The sequence below is a fragment of the Aurantibacillus circumpalustris genome (assembly GCF_029625215.1).
In the GTDB taxonomy this organism is placed as follows: Bacteria; Bacteroidota; Bacteroidia; order B-17B0; family Aurantibacillaceae; genus Aurantibacillus; species Aurantibacillus circumpalustris.
The window spans coordinates 1843966-1863108 of sequence record NZ_CP121197.1 but is presented as its reverse complement, the minus strand read 5'-3'; the positions used below and the strand labels follow the sequence as shown (position 1 = coordinate 1863108).

Genomic DNA, 19143 nt, shown 5'->3' with positions numbered 1-19143 from the left:
TTTTACACCAAAATAACGCTTGGTTTCCGAAAAAAGGTGTATTTTTACACTCTGTTTTAGAAAATTATTCTAAAATCGAAAAGGTCCTGTGGCCGTCCTGATAGTTATCGGGAGGCTGTCTCAGCTCTACAAAAGCTGCGGCTGCGTTTCAGGCACAAAGCAGAAAAGCTTCAAAAATCAAAATGGTCCTGTGGCCGAGTGGCTAGGCTCAGCTCTGCAAAAGCTGCTACAGCGGTTCGAATCCGCTCGGGACCTCCCAAACAGACAAACGCCTATTGTTCGAACAATAGGCGTTTTTTTATAGCAAAAAATCGGCAATTTCGAGTTTCAGGCTCAATTTCAGTTCTTTTTAAGATAATTAAGCTATTTAGTGAAGGTGTATAATGTCGTTTACGTTCGAATCCTATAGGGTTACTATTAGGGAGTCTGAGAAGCTTGTTCTTATGATAGTCGTGCGGATTTTATTAAATTAAACTCTCAAATTTCGCAATAAAATCTCCAGAGAATATTGGATTACCTCATAGCCTCACGCCAATCACTAAAATATCGTCAGTCTGTTCGGTTTCATCTTTCCAGTTTTCTATAAAATCATCAAGCAAATGCTCCTGTTCCAGCATAGATCTATCCCGAATGCTTAATAAAATTTCTTTAAAGGCTTTTTTTTTTAATTTCTTTCCTTCTTTTCCTCCGAAAGTGTCGGCATAGCCATCAGAAAATATATAAAACGTATCTCCTTGCTTCATTTCAATTTCATAGCTACTGAACTGTTCATCATCTTGTGTAAATCCTCCAATTGCTTTTTTAGTTGCTTTAATTTCTTCGACATTATTTTGTCCAGTGCGGATGATCCATAAGGGCCTGTTCGCGCCGGAAAATTTTACAATTCGATTAGCGACATCAATGGAACAAAGTGCAATGTCCATACCATCGCTGGTAGATTCGACAATTTCGGATTGTTTAAGTGAAGTTTTGATTCCACGGTTAAGTAATTGCAAAATCTCTGCCGTGTCAGCACTTTGTAGAACAGCGGTCTCCAATTTTTCGGAACCAATCATGCTCATTAAAGCTCCCGGTACACCATGTCCAGTGGAATCAGCTGCTGCAATGAAAACGGAGTGTTCCGTTTTGTGAAAGAAATAAAAATCACCACTTACAACGGCTTTAGGTTTGTAAAGAACAAAACAATTGGGTAAAGAACGATAAATTTCTTCTTTCTTAGGCAGCTTGGCTTCCTGAATTCGCCTGGCGTAGGCTATAGATTGCGTAATTTCTAAATTCCTTGTCGAAATAACTTTCTTCAGCTCAGCTTGTTTACTCACAAAATAATAAAGCAGAACATAGATCAATACAGAGATTCCGATAATGTTCTGGAAAATAAAAACGTCGGTAAAGCTTTCTGAAATATTAGCTTCGAATGTTTTTTCGGCGACGCTGTTTATTTCAAAAGCAAAGATTACGATTGTCAAATAGACTACAAACCAAATCAACGAATGCTTTACCTCATAAAATACCAGAGCTCCGATGGGCGAGAGAATTGCCCAAAGAATCACCGAACCAGATGCAACGAAGCCCCCAAGAGTAATTTGTAAGCACAGTGGGAGAATAAGAATTAGGAAGATCTGACTGAAACGAAAAAAATTATAACGCTTGGTCATAATAAAAACATACGCACTCGCCAGTGATAGGATTCCATAAAAAAAAGGTATCGTTGCCGGGCCATAAATTCCATTAAAAAAATAGACCACGCCCCATATCATTCCCGTAATAGCAAACAGGAATGACATGAAAAGAAGTGTCGACTTTTTAAGTTTCGCATCCTCCGAATCGTCTGAGTGATGAAACTCACCAATGATATTTTTGACTGCTGAGGTTATTTTACTTATACCGGCAGAATTTTGACTTCCCAGAGTTTGTATGTTTTCCACGTTTTTTGGTATTTTTAATATTCCTGTTATTCTAAAAGGGGCGCAAATATAATACAACTTGAATAGGCTTTATCGATTTGATGACAAATACGAAAGTTAATTTTTCATATTATGGGAAAAGCAGCTGAGAGTTGGGCGCAGGAATTTATTAATATTGATGTTCATACAGATGATTAATTTTCACGATTTCATAATCAGTAATTCTTCTTTTAAGAAGTTATTATTAAACAATCTGGAGTTTGTTCAGTACGACTGTCCTATTAACATTGACGTTTTACCTGTGTGGACGCAGCATGATTATATCGTACACGTCATCAGCGGGGAAAAAAAATGGCAGACAGAACATGGAACAACAATAGCTAGTGCGGGACAGACATTCTATATTAAAAAAGGAGCCCACATAATACATCAATACTACAAAGAGAAATTCTGCCTTCTTCTTTTCTTTGTTAAAGATGAGTTTAAAAATTTATTACAAATGGATTACTCCAAGCTAAGCCCGAGCTTAGAAAAGGAAAACAAGCCTGTTATTTTGTATGAAATTAAAGATGACCCCTGGATAAAGAACTATTTTCAATCCATACTAAGTTATTTTTTAGCAGATATGTCTCCGTCCTCTTCCTTGCTCGAAATTAAGTTTCGTGAATTTATGCATGTATTGGCTCAGAACAAAGATAACCATGCCATTCTCAGACATCTTATTTCAGAAGGAGGAAACGACGAATTAAAATTCCGGGAAATAATGACGTCCAACTATATGTATAATCTGGGCCTTGAGGATTATGCAAACCTGTGTTCTAAGAGCTTGTCTTCCTTTAAACGCACTTTTGAAAAGATGTTTGGAACCACGCCAGGAAAATGGTTGTTGGAATCAAGGCTGCAAAGAGCGGCTTCATTATTAACTCACTCAGATTTAAGTATAACTCAGGTAGCCTTTGAAAGCGGCTTTGAAGACCTGTCACATTTCAGCCGGAGCTTTAAAATACGTTTTAAAATAGCGCCTTTAAAATACAGGCAAAGCCCCTAAAGAGCGATTTCTCCTTACTTATTCTATTTTTTGAACTCAGGAATCAAATTTTTGAACCTCAGAGCAAATTAGTAGTGCTTTTAAAAGCGGAACTTTGTCCCGTGAAAATTTAAGCACGCTAATTAATTATTAAATGATAGAAATAATAAAACAACCATGGAATTGGGCCGTAGCAGGGATTTTAAGCGGTTTGATTGTTCCGGCATTGCTTTTGCTAGGCAATAAAAAACTTGGCGTATCATCCACGTTCCGTGACGTTTGCGCAATGTGCGTTCCGTCAGATGTTCCTTTCTTTAATTACGATTGGAAAAAAGGAATCTGGAATATGTTTTTTGCCATGGGACTTTTGCTTGGAGGTTTTCTTGCCACACAATTTTTATCTTATCCTCATAATATTGAAGTAGCTGAAGACACAAGGACTTTATTATCCACTTACGGGATAGATGATTTCAGTCAAATGATGCCATCACAACTATTTGGATTCGAAAATTTATTCACGTTCAAAGGTTTTATCTTTTTCATATTAGGGGGATTTTTGGTTGGCTTTGGAACCAGGTACGCAGGTGGTTGCACTAGCGGGCATATTATTATGGGCTTATCGAACCTGCAAATACCGTCTCTTATTGCAACATGCTTTTTCATGATTGGAGGAGTTTTTTCAGCAAATGTTTTATTGCCCCTTATTTTTAAATTTTTATAAACTATGCAAAACATCAAGTATCTAATCGTTGGGGTTGTTTTTGGAACCGTATTTGTGAAAGCCGAAATTCTCAGTTGGTTCCGTATCCAAGAAATGTTCCAAATGCAGTCTTTTTTTATGTACGGGGCAATGACAACCGCAGTGAGCGTGGGAATACTCTCTGTTTGGCTTATTAAACGTTTTAAACTAAAAACAATTAATGGTGAGCCAATTACTTTTGAAAATAAAAAATTTAGTAAAGGCCAGATTTACGGTGGACTCGTTTTCGGAATCGGCTGGGCTATTACCGGCTCTTGCCCTACGTCGTTATTTGTTCAAATCGGAAGTGGTTTTCTGGCAATTACTCTCACGTTCTTAAGCGCTCTGGCAGGCACCTGGGTGTATGGCCGTTTCAAAGAAAAATTGCCCCACTAAAAAAGTAACATGAATCGGATATTCAAGTTAATTCGTAAAGCAATTATCCTGAGGTTTTATTTTACTGACGCAAGAAAATAATTTTATTACATGGAAAAACAACTGAAAAAAATCAGCGAACAACAGAAAGAATCCTGGAATAAATTTTCCCCCGGATGGGAAAAGTGGGATGAACTGTTTATGTCATTTTTAAAACCAATGGGGAATGAAATGATTGGCCAACTCCAACTCAAAGAACATGACGTGGTATTGGATATCGCGGCAGGAACAGGGGAGCCGGGCCTAAGCATTGCTCAAAAATTGAGTAATGGAAGCGTGATCATTACGGACCTATCCGAGAACATGCTTGAGATTGCCATAAGAAATGCAAAAAGAAGAGGGATAATAAACATCAAGACCTATGCGTGCGATGTTTCAAAATTGCCCTTCGCCGATAACTCCTTTGACGCGATCAGCTGCCGCCTTGGATTTATGTTTTTCCCTGACATGATACTGGCGGCTAAAGAAATGCTGCGTGTTCTTAAACCTGGGGGGCGAATCTCAGCATCTGTATGGAATATTCCTGCGAAGAATTTCTGGATTACCGCTATGATGGGTCCCATTAGTAAGTACCTAAATTTACCGCCAGCACCAGAAGGTGCTCCCGGAATATTCAGATGCTCTAAGGAAGGTTTAATGGAGGATCTCTTTATCCAGGCTGGATTTAAAAATATAACTCTGAAAGAAATTGAACAACAACTCGATTGCAAAACTACCGATGTGTACTGGAACATCATGACCGAAGTGGCAGCTCCCGTTGTCGAGGGGCTCGGCAAAGCTGATACCTGGATGGCAGAGAAAATAAAAACGGAAGTTTTCCAGGTCGTGAATCAAAAATATCCGCAGGGAAATATCCTGATGGATTCCAGCGCTTTGCTAATTTACGGCGAAAAATAATTTTAACTCAGGAACATTACAGTAATTACTTAAATAAACAAAAAAACAACAACATGACAAAATCGAAAGCATACCTGGAGATCACATTAAATGTGGCTGCAGAAAACAGAAGTTCAGCGGGATTGGTGTATACCAAATACAAGCAGCCATTCCTGGATAAAGCAAAAGGAGCTTTATCAAAAGAGTTATTAATTAGAGATCAGGACGTGCAGGTTTTGCACGGTTTTGATACCGAGCAAAATGCATCTGACTATTTGAAGAGCGAGCTTTTTTCTGCTGATATAGTTAAAGACTTATCTCCTTTATTGAAAAGCGACCCTGAAATGAGGATTTATTCAGTAGCTTAAATTGTTTTCTGTAACAAAAAAGAGTCTTGAATTATTCAAGACTCTTTTGTATGTTTTAAACGCTTTAAGTATTAATTCACATTTTTTTGGCTTTAACCAAAATACAAATAATTAGCGTGAATTATACAACTCATTCTGGAAGTACTGGAAAAACAAGACTAATTTCGACTTGATGTTTGTCACGCACCCGTCAATTTAAAATAATCATATAAATCAGCAAGTTTCCGCATGTCTTCTAACAATTCGTTCGAAATCAGTATGTCCGGGACCTCGATAAAAGAGGAAAAGCCGCCCCTAAGGGTGGTTTTTTTTACGAACAGGAATCGGGCCTTGCTTAAATGGTAATGAAGTAAAAAATAAAAAAACATAAGCTTTTCGCTTGGATTGCGGTATTTTCATAAAATAACAAAGACCCAAAATATATTGGGGCCTTTACTTTTATCGCAACGGAATTGATTAATTCACCACAATTTTTTTTACCGCGGCACCCGAACCATGTTTGTTTAATGCAAAATAAACTCCGGGTTTCAGGTCGTTAAATTCAAAAAAATCACGTTATTAATCTAATGTTCATTTCCGGTCAGTACCGCTTTTAAAAACCGACCCCCTACCCCTAATAGCGCGGGTTTTATTTTCGTGTGTGCTACTCAATCAAAACCTGGCCGAAGTTGTGTCGGTTTTAGATCACAAATAAATGAACTGTTCTATTCTTCATTTTGCCCTTCGGTGTTCTCATTTATTTATTCGGCAGCGCTGAATATCCTTGAATGCTTAAATAACAACTATTACTCCACAATTATTTTAATAGTCTTTGAACTACCGTTTTCTTGCAACGATAAAAAATACAATCCTTTGCCATATGGGCTCAGATCAATGACGATGCTATTATTGCTAAAGGATGTTGGTTCTATGTTCTTCTTTAAGACCGTTCTTCCAGAGATATCTGATACAGTGATTTGGCTTAATTCTACCCCAGAGTTTAGTGTTACCACACCATTGGTAGGATTCGGAAAACAAGAAAAAAGATCAGTGTCATAAGCGCCCACACCAGTCGTTAACAAACTTACATTAGTCGAGTAAATACTATTAGAACCTGCCATATATTTTATCTGGGCCCCCACTAAAATTTTATTGCCAGACTGACAAATTGATTTGAAATCTGTCATATAGGGATCTAGGCCAGCGTAGTTCAAACTGCTCCAGTTCGCACCAGCATCAGTAGACCTGTATATTTGAGTTATAAAACCCAAAACGCTGGGATCATATACACTACCCACGGCAAGAACTTCATTGGTAGATGTCGTTAACAGGTCATAGATTTGAACATCATTCGGAATTCCATTCGCGGAATACGTCCAGTTAATAGCATCAAGGGATGAAAACATGCTGCCAACGTTCCCTGCACTATTCGAGGTAGCGAGCAAAAAAGTTCCCCCAATTTTGCAGAACGCATTTAAAAAATTCTGCGAGCTAGGTGGTACCCCGGTAATTGGCAAACTAACCCAGGTTGCACCATCGTCGGTTGATTTATATATTTTGGGCAAATAAGGCAGATATAGCGTTCCGACCGCGTACAATTCTGATGGAGAAACAGAAAGCAGATCGAAACCAGAAAAATTACTTAGAATGCCTGAACCCGAAGGGGTCCATGTGATGCCATCTGTAGAAGAATAAATGCCGGTGCTACTCCCGGAGCTGTTCTGAGCAGTAAGGATCATAGAGGTTCCTGTAGAGCAAATTTCGTTGTAAAGAATATGTGCGGGATTAATGCCGGTAAAGGCTACACTGCTCCAGCTGACACCTTTGTTGATAGACTTATAGGCTTGTGGCGTCCAGCTCGACGTATATAATCCCCCCACCGCATAAACATCGGTAGAAGTTACACTGCATATCGACTGAGCAATGAAACTACCTTGCACGCCAGTGTTTGATGGGTTAAAAATAACTTGTGCGTCCAAAGCTTGGCTTGCAAAAACAACGAGTGAAATGAGAAATATTCTTTTCATAAAATTTAATTTATAAGTGATTTTCATGCGGGGTTCAGAAATTGTGAAATAAAGATAATCTTTATATTTGTAAATTTTTAATGGTCTTGACTTAACAAATTCGCTTAATTCAAAACTACAAAAGTCTTTTTATTATAAATCCTTCTACTGACCGAACGATTGTTCCCATTCACTACCGAAACAACTATTTCCTTTTCTATCGAACAAACAAAAACAACAATTAAAATTTTAGACCTGTTGGGCAAAGAAGTAAAACCCGTCATTACCACTCAATTCAAGGAAGTAGCTATTGAAAAAGGAAACCTTAAAGAAGAAATTTATTTTTGCAGCTTACGAATGAAAAGAAAAATATGCTGAATAAAAAAATAGTAATTCAATAAGATTGAAATTCAAATGGCTTGATCGTGTTATAGAAATTTAATTCCTCTTCTTTTCAGAAAAACTAACGCAACTGTGTTTAATTTTTTGACTCTGAATTTCATATACTAATAGGATATTGATTTCAATTGAGAGTTAGGATTGAAGTTTTTGAATAAAATACACCATATTCACCAATTCACTCCTTAATAATTTTTGTTCTGTAAATTATTTGGTTTTTATTCCTTACTATAAACAAATAAAGACCATTCTCTTCGTTTTGTAGTTCGAGATGTATTCGATTCTCTTCTATTCTTTTCTTCTGAACCAATCCCCCCTAGCATTGTAAATTTCCAACATATTAGCCCCGCTCTTTGCTTCATTTTCCAAATAAAATTTTCCATTACCAGGATTCGGATATATGCGTATGTTTTTTTCAACATTTACATTTTCTTCTAACCCAACACAAGAGCTTACGTTTGTATTTGTGCTTGACATACAGCCGTTGTTCAAATCGGTAACCGTCATCGTATATACACCCTGCTGACTTGTTTGATAGGTGGAAGCTGAGGTTGATGTTGGAGGTAATAAAACGCCATAACGACTCCAAGCAGTTGCGTTTACCGGCAAGTTTGTTGGATAAATTGAATTCGGTGGAATTCCCGAAGTACTTAAATTAGTTAATACTACATTTTCGTTGGCACAAGGATTTAAACCACCTGTGCCAATAATTGCTACTGGCTTATAAGTGTTTTGATACATTGGTATAATACTACTGCTCATACATACATTATTTGTATTTGTTACCGTAAGTGTATAAGTATTAATTAAGGTGTACGTTGTATTTGCAGTATAAATTGAAGCAGCTAAACTGTTACCAATCACTACATTTGGAAAGGGTGAACCAATCGCTATCCATTTAAATTCAGTGTTGCTTGTAGAAGAAAAAGCTATAAGCTCAACACTCGGCGTTTTACAATCTAATATTTGTCGTGGTACAAGTGCCCCGATATCTGGTGGATTAATATTTTGTAGAATAGACAAGGGTAATCTTAAATCACACAAAGTGTTGTTATCTCTAACAATAACTATGTAGAAGCCCGGGGAGTTAATTGAGTAAGTGCCAACACCACTGAGAGATCCAGTAGGAATTTGGGTGCTTCCAAATGGCGCAAGAATTGTATAAGATAAAGGCCCTCCAGAAACAGGACTTGTTATGAAATTTGTTAAACTAATAACCGTTAAGGATTTTGAATTGCAGCCAAGTATAAAATTATTACTACCAACTAAGCTACCTGTAGGAATTCCAGAACCACCCGAAACAGTAAATGTTTTATGCGTTTTGCAACCACTTGAATTATCTGTGACAAAATGCGTATAAGTGCCAGGAGCTGAGGGGGTGTAATTTCCAGTTGAATAAAATATCGGTCCTCCTAAAGGAGACAAGAAACTATGCGTAATATTGAGTGATGGATTTGCACTTGCTGATACAGTTGCAGCTGAACCAGGCGTGCAGGATATAGTTTGACTTAATGGACTAATTGTAGAAGTAGGTACATTGAAGTTACTACCAATCACTGTCACCTGACTTACACTCAGGCTATCAGCAGTTGCGGTTACCGTATAGGTCCCTGGTAAAGTAATTTTCACTAAAGCGCCAGAAAAGTTTGCAGGACCCGTCCAGCTATATGTTACTGGGTTTAAATAAGTACTCCACACGACTAATTTAATCGTGTCATTCACACAGGTTATGCTGTTAGATTGAGTAATATTCAGAATGTTAACATTGAGTTGCGCCTTTGAAAATAAAGCCGCTAGTAGTGTGCTAAAAATTAGTATTGATTTTTTCATGATCAGTTGTTTTAGATTGGTGAATAGTTAACGAAGACAAAACTATATCAAACTAAAATGCATTCATAATTGTAAATTGCTTGTAAATATTTGAGGATTATTGATTTTTGCAAAAGGAAGGGCGACTGTATCAAAACCGATGCTGCTTTTGCAGATTTCGCAAAACACTCAAACGGAAAAACTGGATGATACGAAAAGTTTATCTCCGGGTAGAAAAAAACTAAATAAACAAGAAACAATTAGAACAGAAACTTGAACAAAGTTTTTTTATACCCTCACGCCAATAATTGTTATATCATCTACTTTCTAATTTGCTAATTCTTTTTGATAAGATAATTTTTCTCAAGCCTCGCGCCATGAGTGCCTTCAAAATAAAAAACTACGGAACTGTCTAGGAATTTATTAAAGGAACTGAAAGGTTAATTCAATTTAGTTATTTTTCATATTCCAAAATTTTGTGGTCCGCTTCTGGTACAAATTATGTCAGGAACCATTTAAACATTTCAGAATCTTAAGCTTATATTTAATTTTGCAATCGAAATCAACTTTGTTAATAGTTGCTCGGGTTCTTTCACCGAAAAAATAATTTTGGCAAGACCACCTGATACTAAAGCGTCCTAATAAACCCAATTTTTACCGCCTATGTAAAATCAGGTATTTATCCCTAAATCCCAAATCATTTTTAGCACCTTTAGTCCTCTAAACCTAATCACATGAAAACAAAACATTTTATTACTGCAGTTGTACTTGTGTTTTTATTAGCAAGTTGCGGATCAAAAAAAGTTGAAGAAGAAACAAGCGTTAAAGAATCTCCTGCAAAGGAAATTGATTTCAAATTGTTTTTTAAGAATGCCGATAAGGCCACCTTTCGCGTTTCAGGCGACGGGAAATATTTTTCTTACCGGGCAGACTACAAAGGCAAAATGAATATTTTTGTACAAGAAGCCGTTGTTGGAGCAAAAGCTATTCGTGTTACAAGCGACACATTAAGAAGTATTAATAGATATTTTTGGAAGGGAGATAGAATTGTTTATCAGCAGGATATTGGCGGTGACGAGAATTTTCAACTATTTTCAGTTAACCCAGATGGAAGCGACGCGATTGGCCTCACTCCTTTTCCTGGTATCCGTAGTGAAATTATGGACGATCTAAAATTTGTAAAAGGTCACGAAGATGATTTAATAGTGACCATTAACAAGCGCAACAAAGAATATTTTGATCCTTATCTTCTCAATATTAAAACAGGAACACTCACCTTATTATTCGACAATAAATTAAATTACGATTCATGGCACACAGATAATAATGGCGTAATAAGACTTGCTACTAAAACAGATGGCGTAAACATCACTTATAATTATCGCGATACTGAGAAAGACGCCTTTAAAGAATTGTTAACAGTATCATTCAAAGAATCATTTAATCCAGCAGGGTTCGATGCCTCTAATAAAATAATGTATGTGCTTAGCAACATTGGCCGTGACAAAGTATCACTTGTAGAGTTTGATCCAATTGCAAAAAAAGAGATAAAAGAAATTTACGCCAACCCTGATTACGATTTGAGCGGCATTGACTATGACAGACAGAAAAATGTTTTGGTGAGTGTACAATGGAATGGAGAAAAAGACGAAAGACATTTTTTTGATAAAGAGTGGAAGGGCGTTCAGGAAAATTTAGAGAATAAATTTAAGGGGTACCAAGTATATGTCAGCGCTTACGATAATCAAAAAACGAAAGCGATTGTTTGGACCGGCAATGATAAGCTTCCTGGAAAATATTATTTGTATGATTTTGCTAACAAAAACACCACCGAAGTAGCAAATGCATGTCCTTGGTTAGATGAAGAAAACATGGCGGAGATGAAACCCGTTTCTTATAAGAGTCGCGATGGTCTTACTATTCATGGTTATCTCACCATTCCAAAAGGAAGTGAAGGAAAAAATTTACCAGTGGTTATTAATCCGCATGGTGGACCCTGGGCTAGAGATCGCTGGGGTTACAGTTCTGAAGCTCAGTTTTTGGCTAACAGAGGTTATGCCGTATTGCAAATGAACTTTAGAGGGAGTACTGGTTACGGAAAAAAATTCTGGATGGCTTCGTTTAAAGAATGGGGTAAAAAAATGCAGGATGATGTTACCGACGGTGTACAGTGGTTAATTAGCGAAGGCATTGCAGATCCAAAACGTGTTGCTATTTATGGAGGAAGTTATGGCGGTTACACTACACTCGCCGGCATTTGTTTTACACCCGATTTATACGCTTGTGCAGTGGATTATGTCGGCGTAAGTAATTTGTTTACGTTTATGAATACCATCCCTCCATATTGGAAACCTTACTTAGATCAGTTTCATGAAATGGTAGGTGATCCTAAAAAAGATAGTTTACTTATGGCCGAAGCTTCTCCCGCTTTGCATACAGATAATATTAAAGTGCCTTTATTAATTGCTCAGGGTGCTAACGATCCAAGAGTTAACAAAGCCGAAAGTGATCAGATTGTAGAGGCGCTAAATAAAAGAGGTGTTGTTGTTGATTACATGGTAAAAGACAATGAAGGCCATGGTTTTCATAATGAAGACAATCGTTATGATTTTTATGGTGCCATGGAGAAGTTTTTTGACAAACATTTAAAAGGACCGAAGCCTATGGCAAACTAATGTCAAAAATGTAAAAGGGAAGATGGAAAATGGAAGATCTATTAGGTAAACGTTTAACTATTTCTTTTTTGAAATATACCTTTTGAAAATTTAATCCTCGGGACAAAATTGTTTCGGGGATTTTTTGTTCATTACATCGTTTAGCTTCGCGAATAGCGTGTTTTTATTTTGATAGGGTATTGGAGCATATAAATCCTGCGGAGTATGTCATCAAGCCGATTCCGAAAAATTTGAATTCTTCACCCAATAGATTATATTTGATTTAAAATATAACTATCATGGAAATAAATTTTTTAATTCTACTCGTAGCAACCTTAGTTCCTTTGGTTGTAGGTTTTGTTTGGTACAATCCTAAATTTGGTTTTGGTGCTGTCTGGATGAAAGCCACAGGTGTTACCGAAGAAAGTGCAAAAGGCGCAAACATGGGTCTGATTTTTGGACTTACTGCTTTGTTCTCATTTTTTATTGCCTTTATGATGCAGAGCATTGTGATCCATCAGTTCGGTACATTCGGACTTTTAAGTCAACAACCTGATTATGCCGATCCAAATTCTGAATCGAGCATGATATGGAAACGCATTCTTGAATTATATGGTAACAGTTACCGTACCTTTAAGCATGGTGCTTTTCACGGTACCTTAACTGGAATTTTTTTGATAACACCAGTGATTGCTATCAATGCAATGTTTGAACGTCGCGGGTTTAAATACATTGCTATTAATGGTGGTTACTTTACAGTGTGTTTAGCCTTAATGGGCGGCATTATTTGTGGGTTTTCATAGACTTATTCAACTTACAAATTTTTTGAAAGGGTAATTTAATTAAACCTTGAAGCAGTTGTAGATTTATTTATACTGTCTGGTCAAAATTCGTAGAAGAATTGGTCCAGGATTTCACCTCTATAACTAACGGCTTGGTGCGAAAACAACCATTTACAAATGGGAAACGCTATTTGTTGTCGGATAATCAAAGATAATATTAATATAATACAATTGTACCGTTCCAAATCCGCAGCTAGGCGGTTCCCACAACATTTAGTTTTAATGTGTTAGGAATCAAATTTTGAACCGTCCCATTCAACGCCTGGGGGGAATAATTCTGTTTTTCTTTTCCGCATTTCTAAAGCAATCGAAGCACTATTTCCTCCTTGCTCTTCAAGTTTTGAAATAATATTGAGATAACTTTTTTCATCTCTGTTTTGACTGAGTTTAAAAACGTTCTCAATTTTCTCTGCCCTAATTTCGAACCCAACAATCGCTGGCATCATTTTATCTAAAAATTTGTCAGGAAGATTGTCATAAAAAGTTAGTGACTGCGTATTGCCTTTTTCAAATTTCAGTGTGAGTTTTCGCATAAACTTTATTAATTCATCATTCGACATAAAATTTATTTGTCCGCCAATATGAACACTCATGTAATTCCAAGTTGAACCAATTTGTGGATTGCTATACCAAGAAGCGCTCACATAACAACTTGGCCCGGTAAATACAAGTAATGCATTTGGGTTTTCCATGAAGGCTTTATGATGGTCTGTATTTCGCATAAAATGTCCTTGCAAAAATAACTCACCATTTTTTTCTTCGAGTAAAAGTGGAATCTGTGTTGCAACTTGTTTACCAGATAAATTGCTTCCTGTCATAAACGCAAACGGATTCTCTTCTATAAAATCCAAAATTGTTTGTTTGTCCTTTTCTTTGAAGTATGAAAAATTGTACATATTTATTTGTTTTCAGTTGTGTGAGTGGTAATGCAACTAAGGCTATCCAAAGCCTTAGTGCGAAACCAAACATTTACAAATGGGTAAATGAATTTATTCTCGGCTACCCAAATATAAACCAATTTTTAAATTATAACCAGTTTTTGCAGCTGTCTAAATTGACAAGTAGAAGCCTTATTTTTGGAGAAGAACTTAAAAGAATTACCTCCCAATAAACTAATTTAGTTGAATTCTCTGATCAACGAATTACAACAATTTTTTTGGTAGCGATTTTATTTTCGGTATCCCCGCTTAAAAAATAAACGCCGTTTGGAAGTTCGTCAATTATCCCCCTAAAATTTGTTGAAGGAGATAAAGAAACCGTTCGGATGATTTGACCCATTTCATTTGTAACACTAAGCTCTATGGAAGAAGCAGATTGAAGCGTGAAAGAACCGTTATTCGGATTGGGATAAATAACAATTGGCTTATCGTAAAAACCATTTTCACCAAGACCATCGCAAAGATTCGGGGCTACTGCAATTGTTGCGGTCGATCTACAACCGTTAGCATCTTGCCCCGTAACCGTGTAGGTTGTGTTAAGGAACACGTAGGCCTGTATGCTTGTAGAAACGGAATTAGTGAAAGGGGATGTCCAACTATAAGTGCTGGCTCCGGACGCTGTAAGGGTGATATTTTCACCGACACAAGCCTGAGGGTTACTGTTCGTGAGAGTAATGATAGGGGTTACTACAGTGACAGTGATAGCCGTTCTAATGCTGCTAACGACGCCACACCCAAAATCTTCTACGTATAAGGTCGTATCGGCAAAAAGTGGGCCCACTGTAAAACTGCTACCCGTGCTCAGAATAGTAGTTCCTGCGAGAGAAGAATACCAGTTTCCACATGTGGTAGATAATTTTGCTGTATCTCCCACACATACCAAGTGGCCAGAGGGTGGAGTAAGGTCAATTGGCGGACCTGGATTGCAATCTGTGAGTTTAATAAGAACCGCATCTGCCGCTCCTCCACCATAAATCGCCTGGTGAGCACCATTGCTGGCTATAACGGTTCCCGAATTGGCAAGTGTTATGCCACAAAGATAAATATCGTTATTTGCATCTATGCTTAATCCAACTCCATCGTCGCTGTACATACTGCCAAAATACGTGCCCCATACTCTGGAACCAGCAGCAGTAAATTTTACCACAAATAAATCACTGCTTCCTCCTGCATACTGGTCTTGGTAAGAACATGAGGTCGCCACTGCAGTTCCAGTACTTGTGTTCGTAGAGCCATAAACATATACATTTCCAGAAGCGTCTGGTTTAACCCCAATCCCTTCATATCCCGCACCTCCATAATACGTCCCCCAAAGTCTTACACCTGCCTGATCAAATTTAACGACGTAGCCATCGTACGCCCCTCCTCCATAAGTTGGTTGGTGACTACCTATTGTCGCGAATACAGTCCCAGTGGATGAGGCACAATAACCTCCACTATATACGTTACCTGACGCGTCCACTGCAATGGTATGGGCGGCATCTAATGCAGACCCACCGTAATAAGTTCCCCATTGAAGAACTCCTAATGAATTAAATTTTGCGTAGTAGGCATCGCTACCTCCGCCGAAAACAGCCTGGTGACATCCCGCTGTAGCAATACCAGTGCTACTCGTTGTTACACCACAAACGTATACGTCTCCGGAAGCATTATTAGCGCAATCTTTACCTGTTGCATTTCCTGCATAATATGTCCCCCATTGTCTCACACCTTGCGAATTGAATTTCGCAATAAAGCCATCCTCCGCCGTTGAAAGCAAGGCCTGATGACTTCCAGGAGTAGCTATACCCAAAGTTGATTGCGAACTGCCAATGATGTATATGTTCCCGGAATTATCTAGTGATAATCCATTCACAGCATCCGGTTTTTCACCTCCATAATAGGTGCCCCATTGGCGAATACCAGACGAATTAAACATAACAAGAAATCCATCTCCCTGATTAGCTGGTGCAGAAGAAGATCCGTAAACTACCTGGTGCGCTCCTGCGGTAGCAATAACGCCAGTAGTGGAAGAAGTGGTTTCACCAACCACAAATACGTTACCACTGGCATCACAATTAACCTCGTATCCGTAGTCAACTCCAGTTCCACCATAATAGGTAGCCCATTGACGCACCGCGGTAGAATTAAATTTTACAAGGAACGCATCGTAAGTATTGCTGCCACCACTAAATATATTTTGATGCGCACCCGTTGTGGCCATATTTCCCGAAGAGGTTGTCCAGCCAGACATAAAAACATTTCCAGCAGCATCGTTGGTTACATGGAAAGTCTGGTCGTCACCTGTGCCACCGTAATACGTTCCCCATAATCTTACCATGGGATCAATAATTAAGGGAAGAGAAGAGTCAACATTTTTAATATTAAAAGAAACAGTATTACCTTTTACAAGCCAGGTCGCGTTTAACTTTTTATTGTTTTGCAACACTAAAGGTTTTTCTTCTTTAATGATCCCCAAAGGTGTTTCAACGATTAATTGACCCTTGTCATTCACATAAATTTTATCAGCTCCTTTATATTCTAGTTGAATATTTTTATAGTTGCTATTTGCCGAAACGTAATAATCATATTTTAAATTTCCGCTATTCTCGTACCATTTTAAATCAATGCCGGGATAAATTTCTTTATAAAGTAAGTTAGTATAACTCTTCACATTAAGTGCACCATCTGGACAAGAAGCCAGATAATAATTATTGTAACCACTTAAGGCCTCTTTTTTTTCAATCTGCACAGGATTGCTACAATTCACCCAAGCAATATCAAGACGGTAAACAGTTGTTTGTGCAGGAACTTTTAATTCAGATGAAGAGGGATTGAATCTCTGTAATGGACTCTTGCACTTTTTCCAGCTATCTACCCGTTGTAATTGGTATGAGATACCGTTTTTTGCCAGATAAAAATTCATTCCGGCGGTTCTCCCTGAAAATAAAATATCTGGTCGCGGTCGTGAATTTTGGTCACTCACCTGTCCTTTGTTTTCCTGGAAACTTAATTGCTTTGAAGGATTATTAATTTCTGGTGTAGTAGTTGACCACACTGAGAAGCTGGCCAGAAACATTAAGTAGAAAAAAATTGTAAATTTTTTCATGTGTATTGGAGGTTCTAAAGTTGTATAAATATAAAAAACTGAATCAAGGTTTCCACCTTGTGCTTTGTTTATTGGCAGGAAATTTCTGTTAATTGGCAAATATCTTCAGAAACATAATTTCGTTTTCAAATTTTAAAATCACTTATTTTTGTTAAGGATTTAAAATTTGTAAGCCCATGAAAAGTAATTTAATCTACCTCGTTTTAGCGTTAATTACCGGCGCGCTCATTCCTATTCAGGCTGCCACCAACGCGGCGTTTAGCAAAAGTATTGGTAATGCATCCATAACAGGCTTAATGGTTTTTTTAGTCGGTTTGGTTGGAATGATAGTATTTGTGCTCATTTCCAGAGTGGCAATGCCAAGTCCGCAGCAATTAGTGGACGCTCCTATTTATGGCTATTTCGGAGGATTAATTGTTGCCACGTATGTGGTGATGATTACAATTTTGGTTCCACGCATTGGCGTTGGTACAGCCATTGGTTTTATTGTAACCGGACAAATTTTGTTTGCGGTAGTGATAGATCACTTTGGTTTGTTTAATGTTGCTACCCGCTTAATTGATACTACGCGGTTTGTAGGTGTAACGCTGATTGTGGTTGGAGTTTATCTAGTGATGAAAAAGTGATTGATTTTTTATTTAAGATGCTGAAGTGTCACTAATTAACTTTTAGCTTTCTTCTTTGCGTAATGCCAGGTACATTATTCTGATACATTCTAAAAAATTTGTATCTTTCTTTTACCATACTTCCATTACATCTATGAAACGATTTTACATAACAATACTTAGCGCGCTACTCGTTTTTCTTTCTGGTTGCGCCATTTTAAAAACCGCGAAACTCATGAAAGCAGGTAGCGTTCGCGAAACAACATTTAAAACGGAAGTCCCATTTGAAATGCGTTACGGGCTCATTGTTCTTAAAGTTACTATTCATGGTAAGGAGTATAGTTTTCTTCTTGATACTGGCGCACCTAATGTGATTTCAAAAAAACTGGCACAACAGCTGGGAATTAAAACCGTAACAAGTAGGAAAGCAGGTGATTCGCAAGGAAACAAAAGTAGCCTCGGCTTTACGTCAATAGACAGCATTGGTATTGGCGGCTTACAATTCCTCAGCACTGGCGCAGCAATTGCCGATCTGGAACACTCCTCCGAAATTGCGTGTTTTCATCTTGACGGATTTATCGGTGCTAATCTTATGAGAAAGGCCGTGTGGCAATTTGATTACGAGCGTAACATTATTACCATTACCAACGATCGCCACTCTTTGATAATTCCTTCCAATGCCTTAACGATTAAATTTAAGCAGGCGCTTTCAGGAACACCGCGCGTGGATCTACAACTGAACGGCCAAATAGAAGGCAGTGTAGGAATAGACCTTGGCTCAAACGGTGATTTTAACTGCTCTGAAGAAACATTTAAAACACTCAAGAAAAAAGATTCTCTAAATTATTCTTACACATACGGTTTTGGTTCTTCTGGATTATACGGAAGGGGCGGACAAGATACTAGCTGGCATGCTATTATTTCCACCATTCAAATGGATAGTCTTAAACTCTTCAATCAAGTTGTAACTTTTAGAAAAAAGGCTGCAAAAATTGTAGGAACTAATTTTTTTAGAAATTACCGCCTGATCTTTGATTGGTCGTTGAATGAACTGACTTTGATTCCGGTAAAGCCATATGAAAACACCACTGAAAAGTCATTTCTTTTTTCGTTTATTCTAAAAGATCAGCAGGTTTTTATAGGCTCAACGCATTATAAAGAGAATGAAGGGTTTGAAAGTTTGAAACTTGGCGACCAGGTGCTAGAGATGGACGGAAAAAATTTTCGTACCTGTAGTATAGATAACTATTGTTTATTGTTCGGCAGACGTTTTGAAAATTCAGATACGGATATTTCTTTATTGGTAAAACGTGGTGATAAGGAGTTGAATATTAAAGTAGCAAAAGAAACAGTGTTCTTAAACCATTGAAATAAATTACCTGCAGGTGTGCTTTTATAACAAACACATGAAAACATCTATACGTACCTCTTCGCATATTATAAAACTATCTATAATGAACTGGTAACTTGTTAA

15 protein-coding genes and 1 tRNA gene are annotated in these 19143 nt (G+C 37.6%); 11 read left to right on the top strand and 5 right to left on the bottom strand.

Annotated features, from left to right (window positions below):
- Positions 1-184: 184 nt before the first annotated feature.
- Positions 185-255 (top strand) — tRNA-Cys (locus P2086_RS07820).
- 263 nt (positions 256-518) lie between these two features.
- Here P2086_RS07820 and P2086_RS07815 read toward each other — a convergent pair.
- Entirely contained in the window at positions 519-1925 is a 1407-nt protein-coding gene (locus P2086_RS07815; RefSeq protein WP_317899893.1) for a PP2C family protein-serine/threonine phosphatase, read from the bottom strand.
- 169 nt (positions 1926-2094) lie between these two features.
- Between P2086_RS07815 and P2086_RS07810 the strand changes: the two genes are divergently transcribed.
- The 5 genes from P2086_RS07810 to P2086_RS07790 all read left to right on the top strand — a co-directional run bounded on the left by P2086_RS07810 (position 2095) and on the right by P2086_RS07790 (position 5349).
- Entirely contained in the window at positions 2095-2952 is an 858-nt protein-coding gene (locus P2086_RS07810; protein WP_317899892.1) for an AraC family transcriptional regulator, read from the top strand.
- Positions 2953-3085: 133 nt separating this feature from the next.
- Positions 3086-3652 (top strand): YeeE/YedE family protein, encoded by a 567-nt coding sequence (locus P2086_RS07805; RefSeq protein WP_317899891.1) that lies wholly within the window; start codon positions 3086-3088, stop codon positions 3650-3652.
- Between the two features lie 3 nt (positions 3653-3655).
- A complete protein-coding gene (locus tag P2086_RS07800) occupies positions 3656-4066 on the top strand; it encodes a DUF6691 family protein (RefSeq protein ID WP_317899890.1) in 411 nt (136 codons plus the stop codon).
- 90 nt (positions 4067-4156) lie between these two features.
- Positions 4157-5002 (top strand): class I SAM-dependent methyltransferase, encoded by an 846-nt coding sequence (locus P2086_RS07795; protein WP_317899889.1) that lies wholly within the window; start codon positions 4157-4159, stop codon positions 5000-5002.
- A 53-nt stretch (positions 5003-5055) separates the two neighbouring features.
- Complete coding sequence (locus tag P2086_RS07790; RefSeq protein WP_317899888.1) at positions 5056-5349, top strand: hypothetical protein; 294 nt, start codon at positions 5056-5058, stop codon at positions 5347-5349.
- Between the two features lie 785 nt (positions 5350-6134).
- Here P2086_RS07790 and P2086_RS07785 read toward each other — a convergent pair.
- Positions 6135-7355 (bottom strand): T9SS type A sorting domain-containing protein, encoded by a 1221-nt coding sequence (locus tag P2086_RS07785; protein WP_317899887.1) that lies wholly within the window; start codon positions 7353-7355, stop codon positions 6135-6137.
- Positions 7356-7514: 159 nt separating this feature from the next.
- Between P2086_RS07785 and P2086_RS19135 the strand changes: the two genes are divergently transcribed.
- Positions 7515-7712: a T9SS type A sorting domain-containing protein gene (locus P2086_RS19135; RefSeq protein WP_502547932.1), complete on the top strand. Its 198-nt coding sequence runs from the start codon at positions 7515-7517 to the stop codon at positions 7710-7712.
- Between the two features lie 309 nt (positions 7713-8021).
- Here P2086_RS19135 and P2086_RS07780 read toward each other — a convergent pair whose 3' ends face one another.
- Positions 8022-9563: a hypothetical protein gene (locus P2086_RS07780; protein WP_317899886.1), complete on the bottom strand. Its 1542-nt coding sequence runs from the start codon at positions 9561-9563 to the stop codon at positions 8022-8024.
- Between the two features lie 713 nt (positions 9564-10276).
- Between P2086_RS07780 and P2086_RS07775 the strand changes: the two genes are divergently transcribed.
- Entirely contained in the window at positions 10277-12217 is a 1941-nt protein-coding gene (locus P2086_RS07775) for a S9 family peptidase (protein WP_317899885.1), read from the top strand.
- A gap of 278 nt (positions 12218-12495) precedes the next feature.
- Positions 12496-12999 (top strand): DUF1761 domain-containing protein, encoded by a 504-nt coding sequence (locus P2086_RS07770; RefSeq protein WP_317899884.1) that lies wholly within the window; start codon positions 12496-12498, stop codon positions 12997-12999.
- Positions 13000-13265: 266 nt separating this feature from the next.
- Here P2086_RS07770 and P2086_RS07765 read toward each other — a convergent pair whose 3' ends face one another.
- Together P2086_RS07765 and P2086_RS07760 are read right to left on the bottom strand one after the other, a co-directional pair.
- Positions 13266-13934, bottom strand: a complete 669-nt coding sequence (locus P2086_RS07765) for an FMN-binding negative transcriptional regulator (RefSeq protein WP_317899883.1) — start codon at positions 13932-13934, stop codon at positions 13266-13268.
- 238 nt (positions 13935-14172) lie between these two features.
- Entirely contained in the window at positions 14173-17064 is a 2892-nt protein-coding gene (locus P2086_RS07760) for a DUF7948 domain-containing protein (protein WP_317899882.1), read from the bottom strand.
- 176 nt (positions 17065-17240) lie between these two features.
- On the opposite strand from P2086_RS07760, the gene P2086_RS07755 reads away from it, so the two are divergent.
- Both P2086_RS07755 and P2086_RS07750 read left to right on the top strand, forming a co-directional pair.
- Positions 17241-17690, top strand: coding sequence for a DMT family transporter (locus P2086_RS07755; protein WP_317899881.1), 450 nt, complete (start codon positions 17241-17243; stop codon positions 17688-17690).
- 133 nt (positions 17691-17823) lie between these two features.
- On the top strand, positions 17824-19038 hold the full coding sequence (locus P2086_RS07750) for a retropepsin-like aspartic protease (protein WP_317899880.1): 1215 nt from the start codon (positions 17824-17826) through the stop codon (positions 19036-19038).
- Positions 19039-19143 lie beyond the last annotated feature (105 nt).

Bases quoted from the DNA above. Each gene is read 5' to 3' on its own strand.
- P2086_RS07795 (WP_317899889.1), top strand. From the start codon at position 4,157: ATGGAAAAACAACTGAAAAAAATCAGCGAACAACAGAAAGAATCCTGG.
- P2086_RS07770 (WP_317899884.1), top strand. From the start codon at position 12,496: ATGGAAATAAATTTTTTAATTCTACTCGTAGCAACCTTAGTTCCTTTG.
- P2086_RS07760 (WP_317899882.1), bottom strand. From the start codon at position 17,064: ATGAAAAAATTTACAATTTTTTTCTACTTAATGTTTCTGGCCAGCTTC.
- P2086_RS07785 (WP_317899887.1), bottom strand. From the start codon at position 7,355: ATGAAAAGAATATTTCTCATTTCACTCGTTGTTTTTGCAAGCCAAGCT.
- P2086_RS07805 (WP_317899891.1), top strand. From the start codon at position 3,086: ATGATAGAAATAATAAAACAACCATGGAATTGGGCCGTAGCAGGGATT.
- P2086_RS07750 (WP_317899880.1), top strand. From the start codon at position 17,824: ATGAAACGATTTTACATAACAATACTTAGCGCGCTACTCGTTTTTCTT.
- P2086_RS07790 (WP_317899888.1), top strand. From the start codon at position 5,056: ATGACAAAATCGAAAGCATACCTGGAGATCACATTAAATGTGGCTGCA.
- P2086_RS07780 (WP_317899886.1), bottom strand. From the start codon at position 9,563: ATGAAAAAATCAATACTAATTTTTAGCACACTACTAGCGGCTTTATTT.
- P2086_RS07775 (WP_317899885.1), top strand. From the start codon at position 10,277: ATGAAAACAAAACATTTTATTACTGCAGTTGTACTTGTGTTTTTATTA.
- P2086_RS07765 (WP_317899883.1), bottom strand. From the start codon at position 13,934: ATGTACAATTTTTCATACTTCAAAGAAAAGGACAAACAAACAATTTTG.
- P2086_RS07800 (WP_317899890.1), top strand. From the start codon at position 3,656: ATGCAAAACATCAAGTATCTAATCGTTGGGGTTGTTTTTGGAACCGTA.
- P2086_RS07755 (WP_317899881.1), top strand. From the start codon at position 17,241: ATGAAAAGTAATTTAATCTACCTCGTTTTAGCGTTAATTACCGGCGCG.
- P2086_RS07810 (WP_317899892.1), top strand. From the start codon at position 2,095: ATGATTAATTTTCACGATTTCATAATCAGTAATTCTTCTTTTAAGAAG.